Consider the following 21824-nt stretch of genomic DNA (forward strand, 5'->3'; position numbering starts at 1 on the left):
CCGACCGCGCTGACTGGGCCGCGCCGACCGGGCCGCGCCGACCGGGCCGCGCCGACCGGGCCGCGCCGACCGGGCCGCGCCGACTGGGCCGTGCCGTGTGCGCTAGCCGCGAAGCCGCCGGAGAACGACCGCGACATCTCCTCGGTCAAGCGCGACTGACGCCGGGCAACGGCTCGTCGATCAAGGGCATTCGCATCGATCAAGGGCAAACGCACGCGGAAAGAGATCAAACCACGTGCGTTTGGCCTTGATCGACGGAAGGGGGAGGCGGCGCGGGCCGCCGTAGGGCGAGGGGAGAAGGCGGAGCGGGGACGGTTACGCCGGGGGCTGTGCGGATCGCGTCCCTCAGGTGTTCGTTTGGGGCTACATAGGCGCCGGGCCAGACCACGGCCCGGGTCACCCTGCCGTGGACGATGGCGCCCTCGCCGATCACGGCCTGGTCGCATGCGCCGGTCACGGTCGCGCCATTTGCGAAAAGGTTTCGGAAGCCGGCCGCGTCGAGGTTTGCCGCCAGGTAGTCGCCCGGCGTGCCGGTATCCAAGAAGGTGCCCTCATACGTCACGACCGTCAGCTCGCCGGCCGCTTCCGCGGGTCGCCACGCCGCCTTGACCAGTTCGCCGGGCTCCGGACGAAGATCGCGCACGTACCGCCACGGCAGCAGCGAGAACCCGGCGAACTGGTGACCGTTGAATCCGTACGGCTCGTCGGGCGCCCAGCGGCCCAGCAGGCGTACGCTTTCGCCGTCCCAGCCGGCCAGGAGCGGTGCGATGTCGCCGGTGAGGTACGCGTCGGCGTTGCCCACCAGCACACCGCGGCCGTCGATCCACTCTCGCAGGTTGCCGATGCCGCCCGCGGTGCCGAGCGGGTCGCCGGGCTCGACCGAGACGTGGGCCCGGTCGCCGACGTGCTCGACGATCTGTTCGGCGAGGTAGCAGGCGTTGACGGCGACGGATGGCGGGCCGGCGATGCCCAGGGCGGTCACGTGTGCGAGAGCCCGGTCGAGCAGTGGCACGTTGCCGACGGGGCAGAGCGCCTTTGGCCGGTACCCGGTGAGCGGACGAAGGCGCGTGCCCTGACCAGCGGCCAGCACCACCGCGCAGAGCGCGGTCATCTGTCCGCGGGGTCCGCGGGCGCCCATGGCCCCGGCGTGCCCGCCAGCGGCCCGATGCCGTAATAGGCGAGCAGCCGCGCCGTGGCGGTCGTCAGCCGGGGCAGGTCGTCGATCGGATGCCACGCCGCTTCCAGTACCTCGGCACCGTCCACAATGAGCTCGGTTGTGGACGCGGGCACCGACGCTTCAAAGACCATGTCGACCCAGCCCTTGGCGTGCACCACGGCGTTGGGCACGGCCGGTGCGAGCTCCGATGGATCGAGATCGACACCGGACTCCTCCTCCAACTCGCGCGCGGCCCCGACGACGGGTGGCTCGGCGCGTTGCAGCAGGCCAGCGGGGAGTCCCCAGCCACGGCCGGGCGGCTGCCGCAGCAGCAGGAGACGGCCGGGTGCGGCCGCTTCGGAGTCGCGTACGAGGGTCACCGCGCCCACGATGTACTTGGGGACGAAGGTCCGTACGATCCGCCGGCGTACCCGGTGCGGCAGGCGATAGAACATTCCGTAGACGACGGCACGCAGGGGAGAGCGGCGGAGAGTCACCAGCACAGGCTAGAGCTTCAGTCTCGACGGTCGACCAGCGCGATGAGCTGTTCGACCACCTCATCGGGGGAGATCGTGCGGTCGACGATCGCCACCAGCATGGTTTCCAGATCGGGGTATCCGAGGTCGTCGGCCAGCGTGCGCAATGGCATCTCGCTGGCCAGGCCGCGATCGTGCTTGCGAAGCGTGAGGCCGATCGTGGCGCGGCCGAGGCGTACCTTGTCGGCGATGCTGATGCCCGGCTCCTGGTGGTCGGCGAACCACCGGTTGATCTGCATCTGCGCGTGCGGCGACTTGACGAACGTGAGCCACTCGCGCTGCGGCTCCTGCCCGTCTTCGGTGAAGAGCTCGACCACGTCGCCGTCGTCGAGCTCGGAGGCGAGTGGCGCCAGGCGACCGTTGATCTTCGCGGCGAGGCAGTGGTCGCCTGTCTCGGTGCTCAGCTCATACGCCAGGTCGACCGGGGTCGCCCCAGCCGGCAACAGCACCTGGAGGCCTTCGGCGAACACCTGGATCTGCGTCTCGGCGAGGTCGCAGCGCAGCGATTCGAGGAACTGGGCCGAGTCGGACGTCTCCTGCTCCCAGTCGAGCACCCGCCGTAGCCAGGCCAGCTCGTCGGCGCGGGCCCGATCGCTCTGATCGGAGGGGCGGCGGTAGCGGAAGCTGGCGGCGATGCCGTACTCGGCGGAGCGGTGCATCGACTCGGTGCGGATCAGCACCTCGACGCTGCGGTCGTCGGGGCCGATCACCGTGGTGTGTAGGGAGCGGTAGAGGTTGTTTTTCGGCGAGGCGATGAAGTCCTTGAAGCGCCCGGCCACCGGCCGCCAAAGCCCGTGGATCGCGCCGAGGGCGGCGTAACAGTCGGTCTCCGGCCCGTCGACCACCACCGCGATGCGGGGCAGGTCGAACGGCTCGCGGTGCCCACCGGCCACTGTGTCTTTCCAGATCGAGTACAGGTGCCGGGGGCGCGGCGCCACCGCGGCGGTGACCTTGCTGCGCTTGAGGGCGGTGCGGGCGCAGGCGACGACGTTGTCGAGGTAGGTGGCCCACTGCGGCCGGTTGCGCACGTGCCGCTCGATCCGCTCGTACTCCTCGGTGTGCAAGTGGTACAGCACGATATCGTCGAGCTCGCGCTTGAGCGCCTGGATGCCGAGGCGGTCGCAGAGCGGCACCAGCACCTCTTGTGTGGCCCGCGCGATGCGGGCCCGGGAGGCGGCGGAGCGGGCGTCGAGGGTGCGCATGTTGTGCACACGGTCGGCCATCTTGATGATCAGTACACGTACGTCCTTGCCGGCCGCGATGATCATTTTTCGGATGGTCTCGGCCTCGGCGGCCTTGCCGTAGTACGCCTTGTCGAACTTGGTCACGCCGTCGACAAGGTGCGCCACCTCGGGGCCGAAGTCGCCGTCGAGCGCCTGCAGCGTGTAGGCCGTGTCTTCGACCGTGTCGTGCAGCAGGGCGGCGACCAGCGTGGTGGTGTCCATGCCCAGCTCCGCGCAGATCTGCGCGACCGCCAGCGGGTGAGTGATGTAGGGCTCGCCGCTCTTGCGGAACTGTCCTCTGTGCATGTTTTCCGCGATGGCGTAGCCGCGGCGCAGGACCGTGACGTCGGCGTACGGGTGGATGGCGCGGTGGGTGCGGGTGAGAGTCGTGACCGGGTCGTCATCGGACGTCTGCCAGGACAGCAACGAGCGGAGCCGCGCGGTGAACGGCATGTCGCTCACGTCGGTTGAGAACGCGCGTCCAAGTGCGGCGCCGTGGCCGGCGTCGACGTCCACTCGGACACCTCCCTCACCGAAGGCCCCGAAATCGGGCGTTGGCTGTCAGGAATGCACTTGCCTAACAGCCTATGTGAGCAACCGTAGTACGAATGGTTACTTACTCATGAGCTTTCGGTCGAGTCTTTACCGGAAGATGCCCTTTCGGCCAGCGTGAGCAGGTTCCGGTATCGAGCTGCCCCCCGGACGGGTGACCCCCAGCCGGACGACGTCTCGACCAGCCGGGTGTCGGCCCGTTCGAGCCAGGCGAGGACCCGCTCGGTCTCCTCCGCCGAAGCGGCCGGGAGCGGCCCGGGTGCCGGCTGGACCGTCTCGGCCGTCGCCTTGAGTGTCTCAAGGACCGGCCGAGGATGCACCTTGGGCGCCGACACGCCGGCCGCCGCGAGCCGCCCGTGGCGCACGACGGCGAGTTCCCAGCCGCCGTCGGAGGCGCGCCGGGCGGCGGCCAACTCGGCGATCTGGGTCAGCCCGACAAGCCGCTGGAGCCGCACGGTCGAACGCAGAACCGCGGCCAGCCGGGCCCGCACGACCGCGGCCTCCTCGTAGCGCTGGGCGTCGGAGAGCACCTCGATGCGAGCCATGAGGGCGTCGACCAGCGGCGCCGGGTCGCCGGTCGTGGCTCGCGCGAACGGGGCGGCCGCGCGCTCGCCGTACTCCTCGACAGAGATGCGGTGTTCGCACGGCGCGGCGCATCTGCCCAGCTCAGCTAGCGCGCATGCCGGCGTGGTCGTGCGTGCGGAGAGCCGCAGCGTGCAGGGGCGCAGCGGCAGCGCGTCGTGCACCCCCGCGGCGGCCAGATCGGCCGCCCGGCGCGAGGTGAAAGGCCCGAGATAGGCGCCGTCGAGCTCACCCAGCGCGCGGACCAGAGACAATCTCGGGTACGCCTCCGCGGTGAGCTTGAGCCACACGGCGCGTTCGGGGTACTTGGACCGCCGGTTGTACGGCGGTGCGTGTGCGGCGATCAGCCGCAGCTCGCGCACCTCGGCTTCCAGCGAGTGCGCGCACTCGACGGCCTCGACGCGCTCGGCGGCGGCCAGCATCTCCGACATCCGGGCCCGCTTCTCGGCGGCGGTGAAGTAGCTGCGCACCCGGGTGGCGATGTCGCCCGACGTGCCGACGTAGAGCGGCCGGTCGTCGGCGGCTCGGAAGATGTAGACCCCCGGCGCGTGCGGCAGACCCTCGGCGAGGTGCCGCTTGCGCCGCTGCGTGGGCGTGACTGCCTTGGCGAACTCGATTGCGTCGCCCAGGGTGTGCACCTTGTAGCTGCCCAGGCGCCCGATGAGTGCGTGCAGAACGTCGACGGTGGCCTCGGCGTCGGCAAGCGCCCGGTGGCTGGGCTGGCGGGGCGTGCGAAAGTACGTCGCCAGGGTGCCGAGCTTGTGGTTGGGCACCTCGTCGCGGACCAGGGCGCGTCGGGCCAGCGCCACCGTGTCGAGCACCTTGGGCTGCGGCCAGGGATACCCGTGCTTGGCACACGCCGCCTTGAGGAACCCCACGTCATATGCCGCGTTGTGCGCCACCAGCACGGCACCGTGGATGAACTCCAGAAAGCTCGGCAGGACCTCCTCGATCGGCGGCGCCGGGGTGAGCATCGCCTGCGTGATGCCGGTCAGCACGGTGATGAACGGCGGTATCGAGGTACCCGGGTTGACCAGCGTGGCGAGTACCCCCAGCTCCTCGCCGCCGCGGACCTTGACCGCCCCTATCTCCGTGATCCCGCCGCCGTCGGGCGCCGCGCCCGTGGTCTCAAGATCGACCACGACGAACGTGGTCTCCCGCAGCGAGAGGGCGCCAGGATCGTCGAGCAGCGTGTCGAAGGTGCCCTGGACGTACTCCACATCTGCCACGCGCGGCACACTAAGACTCAGGTATGACATGGCACCCCACGAAACGCTCCGCGTCACTCGACGTTTTCGCGGGGCCCGCCGGTCACCATCGGGAAAAGATCGTCATCGGACCTGGGCAGCGACGCCTCATGTGGTGGGAGACTTGACTGATGTCGGACCCGGTTCCGCACGACGACCACCGCATCGGTGACGATGCGGCGGCGGCGCATGCGCCGGAGCCGATCCTTCCCGAGCCCGTCCGGCAGCGCGTCGTCGCCCTGACCGCCGCCGCCCTGCCCAGCGTGCCGGTCGACGAGCTGCCCGTGCCGCTGCGCCGGGTGGCGAAGTTCGCGCCCAACCGGCGGGCCCGCCTCGGCGGCCAGGCCATCGCGGCCCAGCTAGCCGCCGACCCGCTCTTCCGCCAGCGCGTCACCGGCCGGATCCTCGACGAGGCCGGTGAGCTGGGGGTCGCCGTGCTCGAAGGGGTGTGCCCGGCCGCCGCCGACCCCGTCGAGGTGGCCGCCCTGGCTTACCTCGCCCGCCCACAAAACTGGCGCGACCTGGTCGAAGCCGCCGGTGAAGCAGTCCGCGCCGAGGCCGACAGCGCAATGGTCACCGAGCTGATCCGCGAGGCCGAGCAGCGCGCCACCCGCGCCGAGCACGACCGCGCCGTCGCCAAGGTCGAGGCCGACAAGCTCCGCGACGAGCTGGCCAGGGTCCGCGAAGAGCTCGGCCAACTCCGCGAGGAGGCCCGCCAGCTCTCCCGGTCGCTGCGCGAGACCCAGGGGCGCGAGCGCAAGGCCAGCGAGATGCTGGCAACCGAGCGTGGCCGGGCCACGCGCGCAGCCGCCGACCACGACGCGGAGCTTCGTCGGGTACGCGCGAAGCTTGCCGAAGCCGAGGCTGCCGCGGGCAGCGTCCGAGCGACCGCCAAGGAAACGCGCGCTGTCGACGACGCCCGGCTGTGGCTGCTCCTGGAGACGATCGGGCGCGCCGCCGTGGGGCTGCGCCGCGAGCTGGCCCTCGACCCAGCCGAACGCAACCCCGCCGACTTCGTGGCCGACACGTACGCCGACCGGCCCGAGTCCGTGTCAAGCTCCCGAGGGCTCGACGCCGACGACCCGGCGCGCCTCGACCAGCTGCTCGCCCTGCCCAGGGCGCATCTGATGGTCGACGGATACAACGTGACCAAGCGCGGGTTCGGTGAGATGTCGCTGGAGCAGCAGCGCAAACGCTTGATCACCGGGCTCGGCGGGATCGCCGCCCAGACCGGCGACGAGGTGACTGTGGTGTTCGACGGGGCGGAACGCGTCCACGGGCTGCCACCGGCGCCGCGCGGCGTGCGGGTGCTCTTCTCCCGCAAGGGCGAAACCGCCGACGATCTGATCCGCCGCCTGGTCCGCGCCGAGCCGACGGGCCGCCCCGTCGTGGTCGTCTCCTCCGACCGCGAGGTAGCCGACGGCGTCCGCCGCCACGGCGCCTACCCCTTGGGCGCCGACGCGCTACTCCGCCGCCTAGCCCGCTCCTAACCCCCTGCTCCCCGCTCCGCCCCATGCCAAGCGCCCCGCGCCGCCCGGACCGCGACCCCGCCCGGAGCACACGCCGCGTCCCCGAGCACACGCCGCGCCCCCGAGCGCGGGTCGCGTCCCCGAGCGCGGGTCGCGCGCGAAGCGCGCTCCCGGCACGTCGATCAAGGGCAAATGCACGTGGTTTGATCTCATTTCCACGTGCATTCGGCCTTGATCGATGCGAATGGCCTTGATCGCCGTCGCTCACGCGCCGTCGCCGCCACGCCCACCGGGTGTGGGCGTGGCATGTCCGGGTGAGGGCGCGGTTTCGGGGATGTCGTGGCCTCGACCCGCGTCCGATGCCGCAAGTTCCGGGACATTGCGCGCCGGCCCGGCGTCCCACCAGGTCACGACGCGATGATGGACATGGATCTTGCCGGGTTGCGATTTTGTCATACCCCTCACATAGCGTCAGGGCATGCTTATCGATTGCGACAGCTGCGCCGTCCGGGGCAACGCGTGTGGCGGGTGCCTGGTGAGCGCCCTGATCGACACGCCGCCGCGATACGGCGAGCTCACCGAGGCGGAGCGCCAGGCGATCGAGGTGTTCGCGCGCGCAGGCTTCGAGGTCGAGGTGATTTCCGAGCCGGCACGGCCGCCGCTGCGGCTCATGCCCGGTGGACGCCGCAGGCGGCACGTGGCATGACCACTAGTATCGGCTCGCATGACCCCTAGGCTCTGGGCGGTCGTGGCACTGGGCGGGCTTGTCATCGCGCTCCTCGTGGCCGCCGCGCTCCTCGTGCCGTGGCACCGCCCGCCGGCGCCGCGCCCCGATCAGCTCGCGGCGCTGCGCGACCTGCCGGCCGCTCAGGTGAGCCGCGGCCGGGCATTCCACGCGGCGCTGCGCCCTGGCTCGTACGGTGCGCTGGCCGTCGGCCTGCTGGTGGCGCTGGTCCTGGGGCTCACCCCGTTGGGCGCCCGCCTGGTCGAGCTGGGCGGCCGCCCGTTCGGCGACCACTGGGTGGCGCGGGCCCTAGTCGGCGGGCTCGCGATCGTCCTGGTCGCCGAGCTGGCCACGCTTCCGTTCGCGGCTTGGCGGCACACCGTCATGGTGAAATACGGGCTCTCCACGCAGAGCTGGAGCGGATGGGGCGTCGACGTCCTCAAGTCTTACGCGGTCAGCGCCGTCATCGGCGCCGTCGCGCTTCTCGGCTTCTACACGATCACTCGGTTCGCGCCGCGCTGGTGGTGGGCGTTCGGCGCCGCAGGGGCGGCTGGCCTGGTGGTGCTGCTGTCGTTCGTGGTGCCGGTGCTCATCGAGCCGGTCTTCAACAAGTTCACCCCGATGGAGCCCGGGCCGCAGCGCACCGAGCTGATGGCGCTCGCCGAGCGTGACGGCGTGCCGGTGCGCGACGTGCTGGTGGCCGACGCGTCGCGTCGCACCCGAGCGGTCAACGCGTACGTCTCGGGGCTCGGCCCGACCCGCCGCATCGTCGTCTACGACACCCTCCTGCGCGAGGCGCCGCCCGCCGAGGTCGCGAGCGTGGTGGCGCACGAGCTCGGCCACGCCAAAGACCGCGACGTCTTCACCGGCACGCTGATCGGTGCCCTCGGCGCGGCGGCGGCCGTGATCGCCCTGTACGTGCTGGGCGGTTGGGGGTGGCTGCTGCGTGCGGCCGGTGTCGACTCGATGGGCGAGCCACGGGCACTCGCCCTGATGGTGGCGATCGTGTCGGTGGTGGGCCTGGCCTCCGCGCCGGTGCAGAGCCTGGTGTCCAGGCGCGTGGAGGCGCGCGCCGACCAGCACGCGCTCGAGCTGACTGGTGATCCGGCGACCTTCGAGGCGATGCAGCGTCGTCTCTCCACGGTCAACCTGGGCGACCCAGACCCGCCCCGCTGGGAATACCTGTACTCCGCCTCGCATCCGTCCACGGTGGAGCGGATGGCGGCGGCGCGTGCCTACGCCCGGGGAGAGCGATGAGACACCCCGCATGACCACGCTTCTGGTCACCAACGATTTCCCGCCGCGGCCGGGCGGCATCCAGTCCTTCGTGCACAACCTCGCGATCCGGCAGCCGCCCGGTTCGCTCGTGGTGTACGCGTCGACCTGGCGCGGCGCGGCCAAGTTCGACGCGGAGCAGCCCTTCGAGGTGGTCCGAGAGTCGACGGGGATCCTGCTGCCGACCCGCCGGGCCGCGCGCCGCTCGGCCGAGCTGGCGAAGGCGTACGGCTGTGACTCGGTGTGGTTCGGCGCCGCCGCCCCGCTCGGCCTGCTCGCCGCCGGGCTGCGCCGCCGGGCGGGTGTGGAGCGGGCGGTGGCGCTCACCCACGGCCACGAGATCGGCTGGGCGGCGCTGCCGGGCGCGCGGGGCCTGCTGCGCCGGATCGCGCGCGGCGTCGACGTGACGACCTACCTGACGGAGTACCAGCGGGTGCGCCTCGACCGGGCGCTGCACGGCCTCACCGAGCTGCGCCGGCTTCCGCCGGGGGTCGACGTCGACGCGTACCACCCCCGGGTGGATGGTGGTGAGATCCGCCGCCGGCACGGCCTCGGCGATCGGCCCGTCGTGGTCTGCGTCTCGCGGCTGGTGCCTCGGAAGGGCCAGGACGCGTTGATCCGGGCCCTTCCGCTGATCCGGCGTCGGGTGCCAGACGCGGTGCTGTTGCTGGTCGGCGGTGGGCCGCACCGTTCCCGCCTCGCGAAGATGGCTGGCGAGGGCGTGGTGTTCACGGGTTCGGTGCCGCACGAGGAACTGCCCGCGCACTACGCCGCCGGTGACGTCTTCGCGATGCCGTGCCGCACCCGCAACGCCGGCCTCGACGTGGAGGGCCTCGGCATCGTCTATCTGGAGGCGTCCGCGAGCGGGCTGCCTGTGGTGGCCGGCGACTCGGGCGGCGCGCCCGATGCGGTCCGCGAGGGCGAGACGGGATACGTGGTGGACGGCCGCGACATCCCGCGGATCGCCGACCGCGTGGCTACCTTGCTGTCGGACCGCGCCTTGGCCACCCGGATGGGTGAAGCGGGCCGCGCCTGGGTGGAGCGCGAATGGCGCTGGGAAACGCAGGCGACCCACTTGTCGGAGCTTCTCAACCCCTGACCCGGCGCGCGGCGAGGCCGTCGATCAAGGCCGTTTCCATCGATCAAGGGCAAACGCACGTGGAAAAGAGATCGAACCACGTGCATTCGCCCTTGATCGACGGAAGGGGACGCAGCGCGCGGGCGCGCCGGCGGGGGCGGCGGCGCGGCGGGGCGGGCGTGGCGGCTGGGCGGGCGCGGCGGGTGGGTGCGGTGGGGGCGGGAAAGGCTTGGACGGTATGGGGCGTCGTGCCGTACGAAGGAAGGCATGGAGTCGCCCTCGGACGACGAGCTGAAGGTGCCGTACTGGTTGACCGCCACCGCGGAAGCCGCCAACGCCACGTTCTGGCGGATGCTGCGGCGCCTCCCGAGCCTGCTGGCCCAAGCCTGGCGGCTGGCCTGGCGCGCCAGCCCCGGCACCACCCTGGCTCTGGTTGGTTTCCAGGTCGCGGGCGGTGTCGCGAGCGCCGTGAGTCTCGTCAGCGTCGTCGGTGTCCTGGATGGACTGTTGCGGGCCGGCCCGACGCCCGACCGGATCCGCGCGGCCGTGCCGTCGTTGCTCGTCATGGTGGTTGCGGGAGCCTTGAAGACGCTGCTTACGTCGGCGGCCACGGCGGCGCAGGGACGGCTGTCGCCGCAGGTGCTGCAGGCCGCCGAGATGGAGCTGCTCGACCTCACCACCAGGGTCGACCTGGCCACGTTCGACGACCCGGACTGGCGGGACGCCATGCAGCGGGCCCGCGACCGGGGGATCGACGCCGCCCAGCGGATCGTCGACCATGGCACCGAGCTGGCTACGAACCTGATCGGCCTGGCGGCGGTCGGAAGTGTGCTGGCGGTACTGCATCCGGTGCTGCTGCCGCTGCTGGTGCTGGCGGTGGTGCCGCGGGGCTGGGCGGCGGTGCGGGCGGCGCGGTTGGGGTACTGGCAGGAGCTGCGCCTGGTGGCGGTGTGGCGGCGCAAGTGGATGCTCTCGAACCTGCTCGCAGAGCGTGAGCCGGCGCCGGAGGTGCGCGCGTTCACGGTCCGGCGGTACCTGCTCGCCGAGGTGCGGCGGTTGCTCGATGTGGCGACCCGGGAGTACATGAAGGTCTCCACCCGGCAGGTGCGCACCAACCTGGTCGGCACCGCGCTGGGCAGTGTGGCGACCGGCCTGACGTACGCCGCTCTGCTCGCCCTGCTGCTGACCGGCCGGATGGATCTCGCAGTCGGCGGCGCGGCGGCGTACGCGATCAGCACCGGCATCGAGCGGCTGACCCAGGTGGCCTTCTCCGTCAACCACCTCTACGAGCAGGGCCTGTACTTCAGCGACTACGAGGGGTTCTGCGCACTGGCGCAGGAGCGGGCCGAGGCGGCGCCGCCACAGCGGGCCCCGCTCGGCCCGGACCGGATCGAGCTGCGGGGCGTCACGTTCGCGTACCCGGGTGCCGAGCGCCCGGCGGTACGTGACGTGTCGCTGACCGTCCGATGTGGCGAGACGATCGCCCTGGTGGGGGAGAACGGCTCGGGCAAGTCGACGCTCGCCCGGCTCCTGGCCGGCCTCTACCACCCCGACCGCGGCACCGTTTTCTGGGACGGCGTCGACCTCGCGGGCGTCGACCCGGTCAGCGTCCGCGATCAGGTCGCGGTGGTCATGCAGGAACCGACGCGGTGGCCGCTCTCCGCGCGCGACAACATCAGCATCGGCCGGTACGAGCGACCGGCGGAACAGTCCACCGTGGAGGCGGCCGCCGAGCGGGGCGACGCGCATGAGTTCATCGTGGAGTTGACCCGCGGGTACGACACACTGCTGTCGCGGCACTTCACGGACGGCGCGGACCTGTCCGGCGGGCAGTGGCAGCGGCTGGCGGTGAGCCGGGCGTTCTACCGGGACGCGGCGCTGCTGATCTGCGACGAGCCGACCGCCAACCTCGACCCGCGCGCTGAGCACCGGGTGTACCGCCGCCTGCGCGAGCTGGCCGCCGGCCGCACCGTCGTGTTGATCACGCACCGGCTGGCGAGCGTGCGCGAGGCGGACCGGATCTACGTGCTCGACCACGGCGCGCTGATCGAGGAGGGTTCGCACGACGAGCTGATGGCGCGCGACGGCACCTACGCCAGCCTCTTCACGTTGCAGGCCAGCGCCTACCAGACGGCCGCGCTAGAGGAGGAGGGCCTCGACGTGTGACGGCGAGCCGGGTCGGCCGAAGTGCCAGCCCTGCGCGGCGTCGCAGCCGATCGCCCGGAGCCGGTCGGCCTGGTTGGCGGTCTCGACGCCCTCGGCGGTGACGGTGAGGTCGAGGGTGTGCGCCAGCGACACGAGCGTGGCGAGGATGCGCTCGTCGGTGAGGCTGGCTGGGTCGGCGGCGGGCGCGCGCAGCCCTTCCACGAACGAGCCGGCCACCTTCAACTCGCACACCGGCAGCTTGCTCAGGTACGCGAGGTTCGAGTACCCCGTGCCGAAGTCGTCGATCGCGACCCGTACTCCGAGGTCGGCCAGCGAGCGCAGCGCGCCCACCGACTCGTCGGCGGTGCTCATCATCGCGCTTTCGGTGATCTCCAGCTGGAGCCGGTCGGGCGGCAGGCTGTGCTCCTGGAGCAGGGCGGTGACCTCGTCGACGAGCTCGGGCTCGCGCACCTGCCGGACGGCGAGGTTGACGCTCACGAACGGCGCGGTCGGGCTCAAGTCGGCCCACCGCCGGGCCTGACGGCACGCCTCGGCGAGCACCCAACTGCCCAGCCGCACGATCAGCCCGGTCTCCTCGGCCAGCCCGATGAAGTGGTCTGGGCGCAGCACGCCGAGCTGCGGGTGGCGCCACCGCACCAGGGCCTCGACGCCCAGCAGGGCGCCGTCGGTGAGCGACACGAGTGGCTGGTAGTCGAGGCAGAACTCGCCACGGTCGAGCGCGGACGGCATCGCCGACGACAGCGCGTACCGGGTCAGCTCGCGCTGGTTGCGGCCTGCGTCGAACAGCGCCCACCGGCCCTTGCCGGCGGTCTTGGCCCAGTGCAGCGTGATGTCGGCGTCGCGCATGACCTCGCGCGGGCTGGTGCCCTCGACCGGTCGCTCGACGATGCCGACGCTGGCGGACACCCGCAGCTCGTGACCGTCGACAGTGGACGGCTCGGTGATGGCGGCGAGCGCCGCGTCGGCGACCTTGAGCACGTCGTCGGTGCAGGTGGTGTCTTCGACGAGGATGACGAACTCATCGCCGCCCATCCGGGCCACCAGGTGGGTGCCGAGGCCGCGGCGGAGGCGGTCGGCGACCGAGACGAGGAGCAGGTCGCCGACGTGGTGGCCGAGCGTGTCGTTGACCATCTTGAAGCCGTCGAGGTCGACGAAGCACAGGCCGAGCCGGCGGCCCGTGCCCTGCCGGCCGAAGACGGCGTCGAGGCGTTCGGTGAAGAGCGTGCGGTTGGGCAGGTCGGTGAGCGGGTCGTGGGTGGCTTGGTGCCGGAAGCGCGCCTCGCTCTCCCGTAGGGCGTGCTCGGCCTGCTCGCGGGCCACCAGCGCGGCTCGCCGGATCGACTCCTGCTCGTCCAGCGTGCGGTCGCGTAGCGCGCGGGCGTACCCGATCGCGACCGTGCCCAGCACCCGCGCCATCCGGTCGCGCACATCGTCGCCGGACAGCCCGAGGTCGCGCAGCAGCCGCAGGTCGATGACCTCGATCGTGCGGCCCAGGCCCTCGGCGGAGGCGATGTGCGCGGCCACCAGGTCGGCGCCGATCTGGTATCCATGTCGCAGGCTGAACGGCTCGGCGAAGAGCGCGTCGACCAGCCGCACGGTGAGGCTCTCCAGGAACGCCTCCAGCTCGGCCTGGGTGACCGGCATGTAGCTGGTGCCCGTGATCGCCTTGGCCCAGGCTCGCGCGAATGTGGCGTATCCGGCCCGGGCGGCGAGCGTGCCACGGGCCGGCGCGGAGTCGGACGGCCCGTTCACGTCAGCCTGCCCACGCCACCGATGTAGACGGCACGCTCGGCGTCCTCCGCGCTCTCTGGTGTGTCTGGGCGCCACTCGGGCACCCAGACCAGCCCCGGCTCGACCATCTCGAAGCCGTGGAAGAACTGTGCCACCTCGTCGCGCCCGCGGTACGCCAGCGGGCTGTCGGTCTGTTCGTAGATGGCGATCGCCTGCTCCCGCTCCTCGTCGCTGCGCCCTTCGTGGCTCGCCTGCGACAGCACCAGGTAGCTGCCGGGCACCAGCGGACGGCGGAGGGTCTTGACGATGTGTGCGGGCTGGGCGTCGTCCGATACGAAGTGCAGAACAGCCACGATCATCAGCGCCACCGGCTGGTCGAAATTGATCAGCTTGTGTATGTCGGGGTGGTCGAGGATGCGCTCCGGGTGCCGGATGTCCTCCTGGATCACCACTGCCTGGTCGTTGCCGGACAGGATCTCCCGGCTGTGCGCGACCGCGACCGGGTCGACGTCGACGTACGCCACGCGGGCGTCCGGGGCGACCTCCTGGGCGATCTCGTGCACGTTGCCGACCGTCGGGATGCCGGAGCCGATGTCGAGGAACTGCCGGACGCCCGCCTCGACGAGGTATCGCACTGTGCGGCGCAGGAACGCCCGGTTGGCCTGGGCCATCAGGGGAGCCTCGGGGATGGCGGCGATGAGCGCCTGCGCGGCGGCGCGGTCCACCGCGAAGTTGTGCGACCCGCCGAGGTAGTAGTCATACATGCGGGCGACACTTGGGCGCTCGATATCGATGCTTTCCGGTGCCCAGTCCGGACGTCGCATGCCCGTCCCTTCTGCCCGTGGCCGGGTGTTTGGTGGCTCCCTGGTGGGTCGCCGCCATTCTGCCCGTCGTATGCCCGGCCATCCAGACCGGACGCTATGCGCCGGCCGTAACCGGCAGCGTACGCCGTGATCGGCCAGTGTGAGGTTCGCCCAGCCGGCGGGACATCATGGTCATTACGGCGGGGCACATGTCACCGTGGTGGATATGGACATGGGGGCGCTGACGGGACTGGGCGTGGCCGGGGTGACGATCGTCGCCGCGACCGCGTTCGGGCTCTGGCGCCGCGCCCGCGACGGCCGCTTGCGCGCCGAGCCTGCCGCACCCGCCGAGCCCGCCGAGGCGGGACACCCGGCGCTCGCCGCGCTCGGCGTCGAGGCGGGCACGCCGGCCACGCTGCTCCAGTTCTCTTCCGCGTTCTGCGCACCGTGCCGGGCCGTCCGGCGCGTGTGCGCCGACGTCGCACAAACCCTTGACGGGGTACGCCACATCGAGGTCGACGCCGAGAGCCACCTTGAGGCCGTCCGCGAGTTGGGCATCTGGCGTACCCCCACCGTGCTGGTCGTCGACCGCACCGGCCGGATCGTCCAGCGGGCCTCGGGTGTGCCCGCCAAGGGCCAGGTCATCGCCGCGCTGGCTCCGCTTCTGGAGCCGGCGGCATGAGGCGACCGCTGTTGACTCGCCGCCGCGCCGTGGACCACGGGCGGCTGGCGGCGAGCCTCTGTCGCGCCTGAAACGCACCAGGCCCAGCAGTCACCCTGTACCCGAAAGGCCCTTTCATGCTCGATCCACGCGGTCCGCGCTTCGCCGCGGCCCTGACCGTCGTCGTCCTCGTCCTCGTCCTGATTACCGGCTCAGGCTGGCTGGCCCTCGCGCAGGCGGCGGTCTTCGCCGTCACCGCCGCCGATCCCCGGCGCGGGCCTTACGGCCTGCTGTTCCGCGCGCTCGTGGCGCCGCGGTTGGGTCGCCCCACCGAGTGGGAGCCGGTCGCCCCGGTGCGTTTCGCGCAGGCGGTCGGGCTGGTGTTCACGCTCGTGGCCGCGGTCGGCTTCCTGGCCGGCGCGACCGTGCTCGGTGTCGTGATGACCGCGTTCGCGCTTGCGGCCGCGTTTCTCAACGCGGCGTTCGGGCTGTGCCTGGGCTGCGAGGCGTACCTGGCGCTGCGCCGGACCACTCCATGATCAAGGCGTCCTTCAAGTCGTTGGAACCAACTTGAGGGACGCCTTGAGCGTGTTAGGGCTAGAACTTCGGCGCGTCGGGCGCTTCGAGCAGGCCGAGCCGCAGCGCGGTCATCAGGGCTTGCGCGCGGTTGGCGGCGCCGAGCTTCTCGTACAGCTTCGAGATGTGCGTCTTGGCCGTCGACTCGCTGACGAACAGCTGCTTGGCGATGCCGGCCACACTCATGCCGTCGGCGAGCAGGCGCAACACCTGGCCCTCGCGTGGGGACAGCTGCGGACCCGACGGCGCGAGGCGACGCTTCATAGCCTCGGCGAGGTCGGCGGCCGTGAACGCGCTCGGCGAGGAGGCGGCGTGCCGGGCCGCGGCCACGACCTCGTCTGCCGGGGCGGTCTTGGGCACGAACGCGCTGGCCCCCGCCTCGAGCGCACCGAAGAGCTGGTCGTCGCCGGCGTACATGGTCAGGACCACGATGCCCATCGTGGCGCTCGACTTGCGCAGTGCCCGGGTCGCCTCCAGGCCGCTCCCGTCGGGCAGCCGCAGGTCCATGATCACAACGTCGGGCTGGAGCGCGCCCGCCTGGCGTACCCCTTCGGCGGCTGTCGCCGCCTCGCCCACGACCTCGAACTGCCGGTCGCGCTCGAACGCGTGCCGAAGACCCTTGCGGATCAGGTCGTGGTCATCGACTAGAAGCACCTTCGTACGCGTCGCGGGCGGCGTGGTGGGGCTGGTGGTCATGCTCGGGTTACTCCCCTTCTGGTGCTGTCACGCTATCGCGCACCGTATCGCGTCGGGGCGAGGTTCCCAGCACTACCGCAACAGTGGTGCCGCTGGGGTCGCGTGGCCTGATCTCTAGCCGGCCCCGGATACGTTCCGCTCTCTCTGCCATGATCGCAAGACCGTACCTCCCGTCCGGCCGCTGGTCAGCTATGCCCTGACCGTCATCCGACACTTCAATTTGAGCGTATGGCGGATCGACCGCACACGTGACCCAGAGATTCGCCGCGCCGGCGTGTTTGCGCGCGTTGGTGATCGCCTCCTGAGCGATGCGGAGAAGCTCCGCCTCCGTGGCGGCCGGGAGGCGGGCCGTCGACTCGTCCAGGGTGTAGTGCACGCGCAGCCCCGCGGAGGCGCCGACCTGCCGCGCGTACTCCGCGATCGCCGCCGCCAGCCCACCGTGCCGGTCGACCTCGCTGCGCAGCTCGAAAAGGCTAAGTCGCAGCTCAGTGATGACGCGGGTGACCTCGGCGCGCAGCGAGCGCAGCTCTTCCGAGGTCTCGTCGGCGCCCTCCGGGAGGGTCGCGAGAGCGTTGTCGATGCCGTATCCGACCATGACGAGCTCCTGCGCGACGCCGTCGTGAATCTCGCGTGCGAGGCGCTGCCGCTCCTCGTTCGTGGCGAGCGAGCGCACCTCGTCGAAGAGCAGGGCGGCCTCCAGACGCAGGGCCGCGGGGCCCGTCAGGGCGGTCACGCTGGCGACCACGGAAGACGGGTACGCCCCCGTGACGTCAGCTTCCAGAGTCACTAATCCGACAGTGCGTACACCCGCCACAAGGGGGACCACCAGGGCCGAAACGTCGCCCGCCCGGCGGGACCGCGCCTGCGAGCGGTGGGCGGTCTGCGGCTGCTGGCTCGCCCACGCGTCGGCGATCGCCGAGTCGGCGTCGAGCGTCGTCTCCCAGTCGACCCGGTCCGCTCCGGACTGGGCCAGGACGACCAGCCGCCCGCCCCCGCTCGCGGTGAGCACGGCCGCGCGGTCGGCCCGGGCCACCGCCCGCAGATCCTCCAAGAGGTGCTCGGCGATGCCGCCCGGGTCGAGGGTGGCGCCGGGAAGCTGCCGTGCCACGCTGCGCAGCTGGGTGAGCAGGCGGGTTGCCTCGGCGTACGGCTGGGGTTTGGGCTCTCCGCGGGCCTGCATGACGCGCTGTAGGGTGCCGGCGGCGACCGTGCCGACCGCGGCGAGGATCAGCCACTGCGCCGACACCACCAGGTATCCGACCTCGGTGATCTGGCGCCGGCCGTCGTCGTTGGTGACCAGCCCGCCGAGCGCCAGCGTCGCCGCGGCCACGGCGAGCAGCGCGCCCCCTTCCCGCGCGCGCCGGTGCAGCGCCGCGACGGTGAGGGGCACCGCGAGGTACGGCAGGATCGCCGAGGCGCCGAGGCCCGGGTTGAGCGTGTCTTCGAAGCTGGCGGCGGCGGCGATCGCGCTCGCGGCCAGCCCCACGACGATCACCTCGGCGAAGCGGCCGATCGGCGCCAGCCACCGGTGCTCGGGAGCGACCACCGCCGGGACGGCGGCCAGCGCGAGCAGTGCGATCCAGCGCAACTGGCCGACGTCTTCGGTGGTGATGAGCGTTAGCACAGCCACCAGCGCGAGGACGATCAGCCGCGCCGCCAGCGCCAGTGGATGGGTCACGTCAGCCTCCGTAGATCGCGGCGATCTCGTCGGCATACGTCTTGTGGACCACGTTGCGTTTGACCTTCAGGGACGGCGTCAGCTCGCCGGTCGCCTCGGTGAAGTCCTGGGGGAGTACCCGGAAGACCTTGATGGCCTCGGCGCCGGACACGGCACGGTTGGCCTCGTCGACCGCGCCCTGGACCTCGGCACGCAGGGCCGCGTCCTCGCGCAGTTCGCCCACGGTGGCGGTCTCGGGGTGGCCGTTGGCCGCCAGCCACTTGGGCCACGCCTCCTCGTCGATGGTGACCAGGGCGGCGATGAACGGCTGCCGGTCACCAACAACCACGCACTGGCTGATCAGCGGGTGCGCGCGGAGCCGGTCTTCGAGCACGGCGGGAGCGACGTTCTTGCCCCCGGCGGTCACGATGATCTCCTTCTTGCGGCCCGTGATGGTGAGGAAGCCGTCGCCGTCGAGCTCCCCGATGTCGCCGCTGTGGTACCAGCCGTCGTCCTGGAGCGCCTCCGCGGTCGCGTCCGGGTTGTTCCAGTACCGCTGGAAGACCAGGTCACCCTTGATCAGGATCTCGCCGTCGTCGGCGATGCGGACGGTCACACCGGGCAGGGGTCGCCCGACGGTGCCGATTCGCGCGGCGTTCTGGAGGTTGACCGCCACCGCCGGCGAGGTCTCGGTCAGCCCGTACCCCTCCAGGACCGTGATCCCGATGCCCCGGAAGAAGTGCGCGAGCCGCGCCCCCAGCGGCGCTCCGCCCGAGATGGCGTCGCGGCACTGCCCGCCGAGGGCGGCGCGCAGCTTGCCGTACACCAGGCGGTCGAAGAGCGCGTGCTGGAGCTTGAGCGCGAGGCCGGGCCCGCCGCGGGAGTCCACGGCCTCGCTGTACGCGATGGCGACCGCCTCGGCACGGTCGAAGATCGCGCCCTTGCCGTCGGCGTGTGCCCGCTGCTTGGCGGTGTTGTACACCTTTTCGAAGACCCGGGGCACGGAGAGCACGAAGGTCGGCTGGAACGTCTGGAGCTCGGGCACCAGGTTCTTGATGTCGGCCGTGTGGCCCATCTTGGCCCGGGCGCAGACCACGCCGATCTGGATCAGCCGGGCGAACGAGTGCGCCAACGGCAGGAACAGCAGCGTCGACGCGCCCTCGCGGAGGATGTGCGAGAGCCCGGGGAGGGCGTTGGCTACGTCCGCGTACAGGTTGCGGTGGGTCAGCACGCAGCCCTTCGGCCGGCCGGTGGTGCCGCTGGTGTAGATGATCGTGGCGGTCGCGCCGGCGCCGGTGGCCCGCCGGCGCGCCTCGACCTCGTCGGCCGCGACGGAGGCGCCGTGCTCGCGGAGCCGGTCGAGGTCGTCGAGCTCGATCTGCCACACCTCGCGCAGCTCGGTCAGCCCGTCGCGGATGCCGCTAACCAGCAGGGCGTGGGCGCTGGTCTCGACCACGCAGGCCACCGCGCCCGAGTCGGACAGGATCCACGCCACCTGCTCGGCGCTCGACGTCTCGTAGATCGGTACGGTCACCGCGCCGGCCGCCCAGATGGCGTAGTCGATGAGCGTCCACTCGTACCGGGTGCGGCTCATCAGACCCACCCGGTCGCCCGGCTGGATGCCGGCGGCGATCAGGCCGCGGGCCAGGGCGATCACCTCGTCGCGGAACTGCGCGCAGGTGACGTCGACCCACCCGGTCCTGGCGCGCCGGGCGAACTGGACCGCGTCCGGCGCCTCGGCGGCGTTGTCCCACACGGGGTCGGTGAGGTTGGCGCTGTCGCCGATCGTGACGACCGGCGGGACGGAGAACTCGCGTATCTTTGTGGGCACAGCGCTCCTTACGTTTGTGCTTTGAGCAACCTATCGCGACCAGATCGCTGGCGGAGCGCCCGGTACGGGTAGCCTGCCCAGCATGGCGGACTCCTCCACCCAGTCGATCGTCATCGCCGCGCCCGCCGAGCGGGTAGCCGCGGTGATCTCCGACTTCGCGAGCTACCCCGAGTGGACCGAGGCGCTCAAGCGCGTCGAGGTGCTCGAGGAGTACGAAGACGGGTACGCGAGCCAGGTGCGGTTCACGCTCGACGCCGGGGTACTGGCCGACGAGTACACGCTGGCCTACGAGTACGCCGAAGACATCTCGCGTATCGAGTGGAGCCTCGTCGAGCCCTCGAAGATGCAGAAGTCGCAGTCCGGGTCGTACGACATCGACGACAACGGCGATGGCACCACGACCGTCACGTACACCCTCTCGGTGGAACTGGCCGTCGGCATGTTGGGGATGTTCCGTCGCAAGGCCGAGAAGATGATCATGGATACGGCATTGAAGCAGCTCAAGCGGCGGGTAGAGGCCGGTTAGGGGGTACCCCATGCGTGTGGACGAGCCGGCGTCGGCCCGCGAGGAGGCCGAGCGGCTGGTAGCGACCGCTCTGGCGGCGCTGTCCTCGGGTCGGTCGTTCTTCGGCGGGCAGTTCGCCACCGGTGACCCCGAATGCTGCGTCTGCCCGATATGCCGGGTCGTCGCGTCGGTGCGCGACCCGAGCCCCGACTTCGCGGAGCGCCTGGCCACCGGTGCGGGCGACTTCGCGGCCGGGGTGGCGAGCCTGCTGCGCTCGCTGTCCGAGCCGCCCCCGCCTGCCCCGCCCTCTGACCAGGGTGATTCGCATGATGATCCCTGGCGCGCGGCCACCCGTGCCAGCGATGATTCCTGACTGCGGGTTCTGAGAGGGGAGTGGCGGCGTGACGCTGACCATCGGAGTCGACGTCGGCGGCACGAAGGTCGCCGCTGGTGTCGTCGACCTGGCCGGCGAGGTGGTGGCGCAGACGCGCCGCGACACGCCGGCCGACGACGTCGCCAAGACCCGCGACGTGATCGTCGAAGCGGTGGCCGAGCTCGCCGCGGCGCACCAGGTCGAGGCGGTCGGCATCGGTGCCGCCGGCTGGATCGACGCCAGCCGCTCCACGGTGCTCTTCGCGCCCAACATCGCCTGGCGCGACGAGCCGCTGCGCGACTACGTCAGCGAGGCCGTCGGGCTGCCGGTCATCGTCGAGAACGACGCGAACGCCGCCGCGTGGGCCGAGTTCCGCTTCGGCGCAGCCCGGCACGCCGACGACTCCATGATCATGTTCACGATCGGCACCGGTGTGGGTGGCGCGATCGTCTTCGGCGGCGAGCTGGTGCGAGGCGCCCACGGCATCGCCGCCGAGTTGGGACACATGCTGTCGGTGCCCGAGGGTCACCTGTGCGGCTGCGGGCGGCACGGCTGCCTGGAGCAGTACGCCAGCGGCAACGCGCTCGTGCGCTTCGCCCGGGCGGGCGCGCGGCAGGAGCCGCGGCGCGCCGTCGTGCTGCTCGATCTCGCGGGCGGCGACGCGGAGGAGATCAGCGGACCGATGGTCACCGCCGCCGCCAAAGAGGGTGATCCGGTATCCCGGGAAGCGTTCGCCCAGATCGGTCACTGGCTCGGCATCGCGCTCGCCGACATGGTGCAGATCCTCGACCCGCAGATCCTCGTCGTGGGTGGCGGCGTCGTTGAGGCCGGCGACCTGTTGCTCGGCCCGACTCGGCAGTCCTATGTAGACGCCCTTGCGCAGCGCGGCCGGATAGCCGTCGCAGACCTGGCTCCGGCCCAGATGGGTAACGCGGCCGGCGTGGTGGGAGCGGGAGACCTCGCCCGCCGCCGTTAGGGTTTTG

General features: G+C 71.6%; 18 protein-coding genes and 1 pseudogene. 10 read left to right on the top strand and 9 right to left on the bottom strand.

Annotation, left to right across the window (positions count from 1 at the left end; translation table 11 throughout):
- Positions 1-226: 226 nt before the first annotated feature.
- From V6V89_RS24115 to V6V89_RS24130, 4 genes are all read right to left on the bottom strand, one after another.
- Entirely contained in the window at positions 227-1111 is an 885-nt protein-coding gene (locus V6V89_RS24115) for a nucleotidyltransferase family protein (protein WP_334621568.1), read from the bottom strand.
- Positions 1108-1611 carry an NUDIX hydrolase gene (locus V6V89_RS24120; protein ID WP_334621638.1) on the bottom strand — a complete coding sequence of 168 codons (504 nt, stop codon included), beginning with the start codon at positions 1609-1611 and terminating at the stop codon, positions 1108-1110. The genes V6V89_RS24115 and V6V89_RS24120 overlap by 4 nt, the downstream gene beginning before the upstream one ends.
- A gap of 59 nt (positions 1612-1670) precedes the next feature.
- Positions 1671-3431 carry a RelA/SpoT family protein gene (locus V6V89_RS24125; RefSeq protein WP_334621569.1) on the bottom strand — a complete coding sequence of 587 codons (1761 nt, stop codon included), beginning with the start codon at positions 3429-3431 and terminating at the stop codon, positions 1671-1673.
- A 104-nt stretch (positions 3432-3535) separates the two neighbouring features.
- The gene (locus tag V6V89_RS24130) at positions 3536-5278 is read right to left on the bottom strand and encodes a DEDD exonuclease domain-containing protein (protein ID WP_442935205.1); all 1743 of its coding nucleotides are present in this window, start codon (positions 5276-5278) and stop codon (positions 3536-3538) included.
- A 149-nt stretch (positions 5279-5427) separates the two neighbouring features.
- Here V6V89_RS24130 and V6V89_RS24135 point away from each other — a divergent pair, with 149 nt between their 5' ends.
- The 5 genes from V6V89_RS24135 to V6V89_RS24155 all read left to right on the top strand — a co-directional run bounded on the left by V6V89_RS24135 (position 5428) and on the right by V6V89_RS24155 (position 12008).
- Positions 5428-6786, top strand: coding sequence for an NYN domain-containing protein (locus tag V6V89_RS24135; protein WP_334621571.1), 1359 nt, complete (start codon positions 5428-5430; stop codon positions 6784-6786).
- 457 nt (positions 6787-7243) lie between these two features.
- The gene (locus V6V89_RS24140; RefSeq protein WP_334621572.1) at positions 7244-7471 is read left to right on the top strand and encodes a hypothetical protein; all 228 of its coding nucleotides are present in this window, start codon (positions 7244-7246) and stop codon (positions 7469-7471) included.
- A gap of 18 nt (positions 7472-7489) precedes the next feature.
- Positions 7490-8746 (top strand): M48 family metallopeptidase, encoded by a 1257-nt coding sequence (locus tag V6V89_RS24145; protein ID WP_334621574.1) that lies wholly within the window; start codon positions 7490-7492, stop codon positions 8744-8746.
- 10 nt (positions 8747-8756) lie between these two features.
- Positions 8757-9863, top strand: a complete 1107-nt coding sequence (locus tag V6V89_RS24150; protein ID WP_334621576.1) for a glycosyltransferase family 4 protein — start codon at positions 8757-8759, stop codon at positions 9861-9863.
- Between the two features lie 246 nt (positions 9864-10109).
- Entirely contained in the window at positions 10110-12008 is a 1899-nt protein-coding gene (locus tag V6V89_RS24155) for an ABC transporter ATP-binding protein (protein ID WP_334621577.1), read from the top strand.
- Here the strand turns inward: V6V89_RS24155 and V6V89_RS24160 are convergent.
- Both V6V89_RS24160 and V6V89_RS24165 read right to left on the bottom strand, forming a co-directional pair.
- Entirely contained in the window at positions 11982-13652 is a 1671-nt protein-coding gene (locus tag V6V89_RS24160; protein ID WP_334621639.1) for a putative bifunctional diguanylate cyclase/phosphodiesterase, read from the bottom strand. The two genes, V6V89_RS24155 and V6V89_RS24160, sit on opposite strands and share 27 nt — an antisense overlap.
- 104 nt (positions 13653-13756) lie before the next feature.
- Positions 13757-14563, bottom strand: a complete 807-nt coding sequence (locus tag V6V89_RS24165; protein WP_334621578.1) for an SAM-dependent methyltransferase — start codon at positions 14561-14563, stop codon at positions 13757-13759.
- A 211-nt stretch (positions 14564-14774) separates the two neighbouring features.
- Here V6V89_RS24165 and V6V89_RS24170 point away from each other — a divergent pair, with 211 nt between their 5' ends.
- Together V6V89_RS24170 and V6V89_RS24175 are read left to right on the top strand one after the other, a co-directional pair.
- A complete protein-coding gene (locus V6V89_RS24170) occupies positions 14775-15224 on the top strand; it encodes a TlpA family protein disulfide reductase (protein ID WP_334621580.1) in 450 nt (149 codons plus the stop codon).
- 116 nt (positions 15225-15340) lie between these two features.
- Positions 15341-15742 (top strand): DUF4395 domain-containing protein, encoded by a 402-nt coding sequence (locus V6V89_RS24175; protein ID WP_334621581.1) that lies wholly within the window; start codon positions 15341-15343, stop codon positions 15740-15742.
- A gap of 58 nt (positions 15743-15800) precedes the next feature.
- Here the strand turns inward: V6V89_RS24175 and V6V89_RS24180 are convergent, their stop codons facing one another.
- From V6V89_RS24180 to V6V89_RS24190, 3 genes are read right to left on the bottom strand one after another with little or no spacing between them, the layout of a single operon-like run.
- Positions 15801-16475 carry a response regulator transcription factor gene (locus V6V89_RS24180; RefSeq protein WP_334621582.1) on the bottom strand — a complete coding sequence of 225 codons (675 nt, stop codon included), beginning with the start codon at positions 16473-16475 and terminating at the stop codon, positions 15801-15803.
- A 7-nt stretch (positions 16476-16482) separates the two neighbouring features.
- Positions 16483-18123 carry a sensor histidine kinase gene (locus V6V89_RS24185; RefSeq protein ID WP_334621640.1) on the bottom strand — a complete coding sequence of 547 codons (1641 nt, stop codon included), beginning with the start codon at positions 18121-18123 and terminating at the stop codon, positions 16483-16485.
- Positions 18124-18154: 31 nt separating this feature from the next.
- Positions 18155-19951: an AMP-dependent synthetase/ligase gene (locus V6V89_RS24190; RefSeq protein ID WP_334621641.1), complete on the bottom strand. Its 1797-nt coding sequence runs from the start codon at positions 19949-19951 to the stop codon at positions 18155-18157.
- A 94-nt stretch (positions 19952-20045) separates the two neighbouring features.
- Here V6V89_RS24190 and V6V89_RS24195 point away from each other — a divergent pair, with 94 nt between their 5' ends.
- From V6V89_RS24195 to V6V89_RS24205, 3 genes and pseudogenes are all read left to right on the top strand, one after another.
- The gene (locus tag V6V89_RS24195; RefSeq protein ID WP_334621583.1) at positions 20046-20489 is read left to right on the top strand and encodes an SRPBCC family protein; all 444 of its coding nucleotides are present in this window, start codon (positions 20046-20048) and stop codon (positions 20487-20489) included.
- A 10-nt stretch (positions 20490-20499) separates the two neighbouring features.
- Positions 20500-20746, top strand: a pseudogene (locus V6V89_RS24200) (hypothetical protein); the annotation flags it as partial.
- A 123-nt stretch (positions 20747-20869) separates the two neighbouring features.
- Positions 20870-21817, top strand: a complete 948-nt coding sequence (locus V6V89_RS24205) for an ROK family glucokinase (protein ID WP_334621584.1) — start codon at positions 20870-20872, stop codon at positions 21815-21817.
- Positions 21818-21824 lie beyond the last annotated feature (7 nt).

Origin of the sequence: Micromonospora sp. CPCC 206061 (genome assembly GCF_036906915.1) — a bacterium.
In the GTDB taxonomy this organism is placed as follows: domain Bacteria; phylum Actinomycetota; class Actinomycetes; order Mycobacteriales; family Micromonosporaceae; genus Phytohabitans.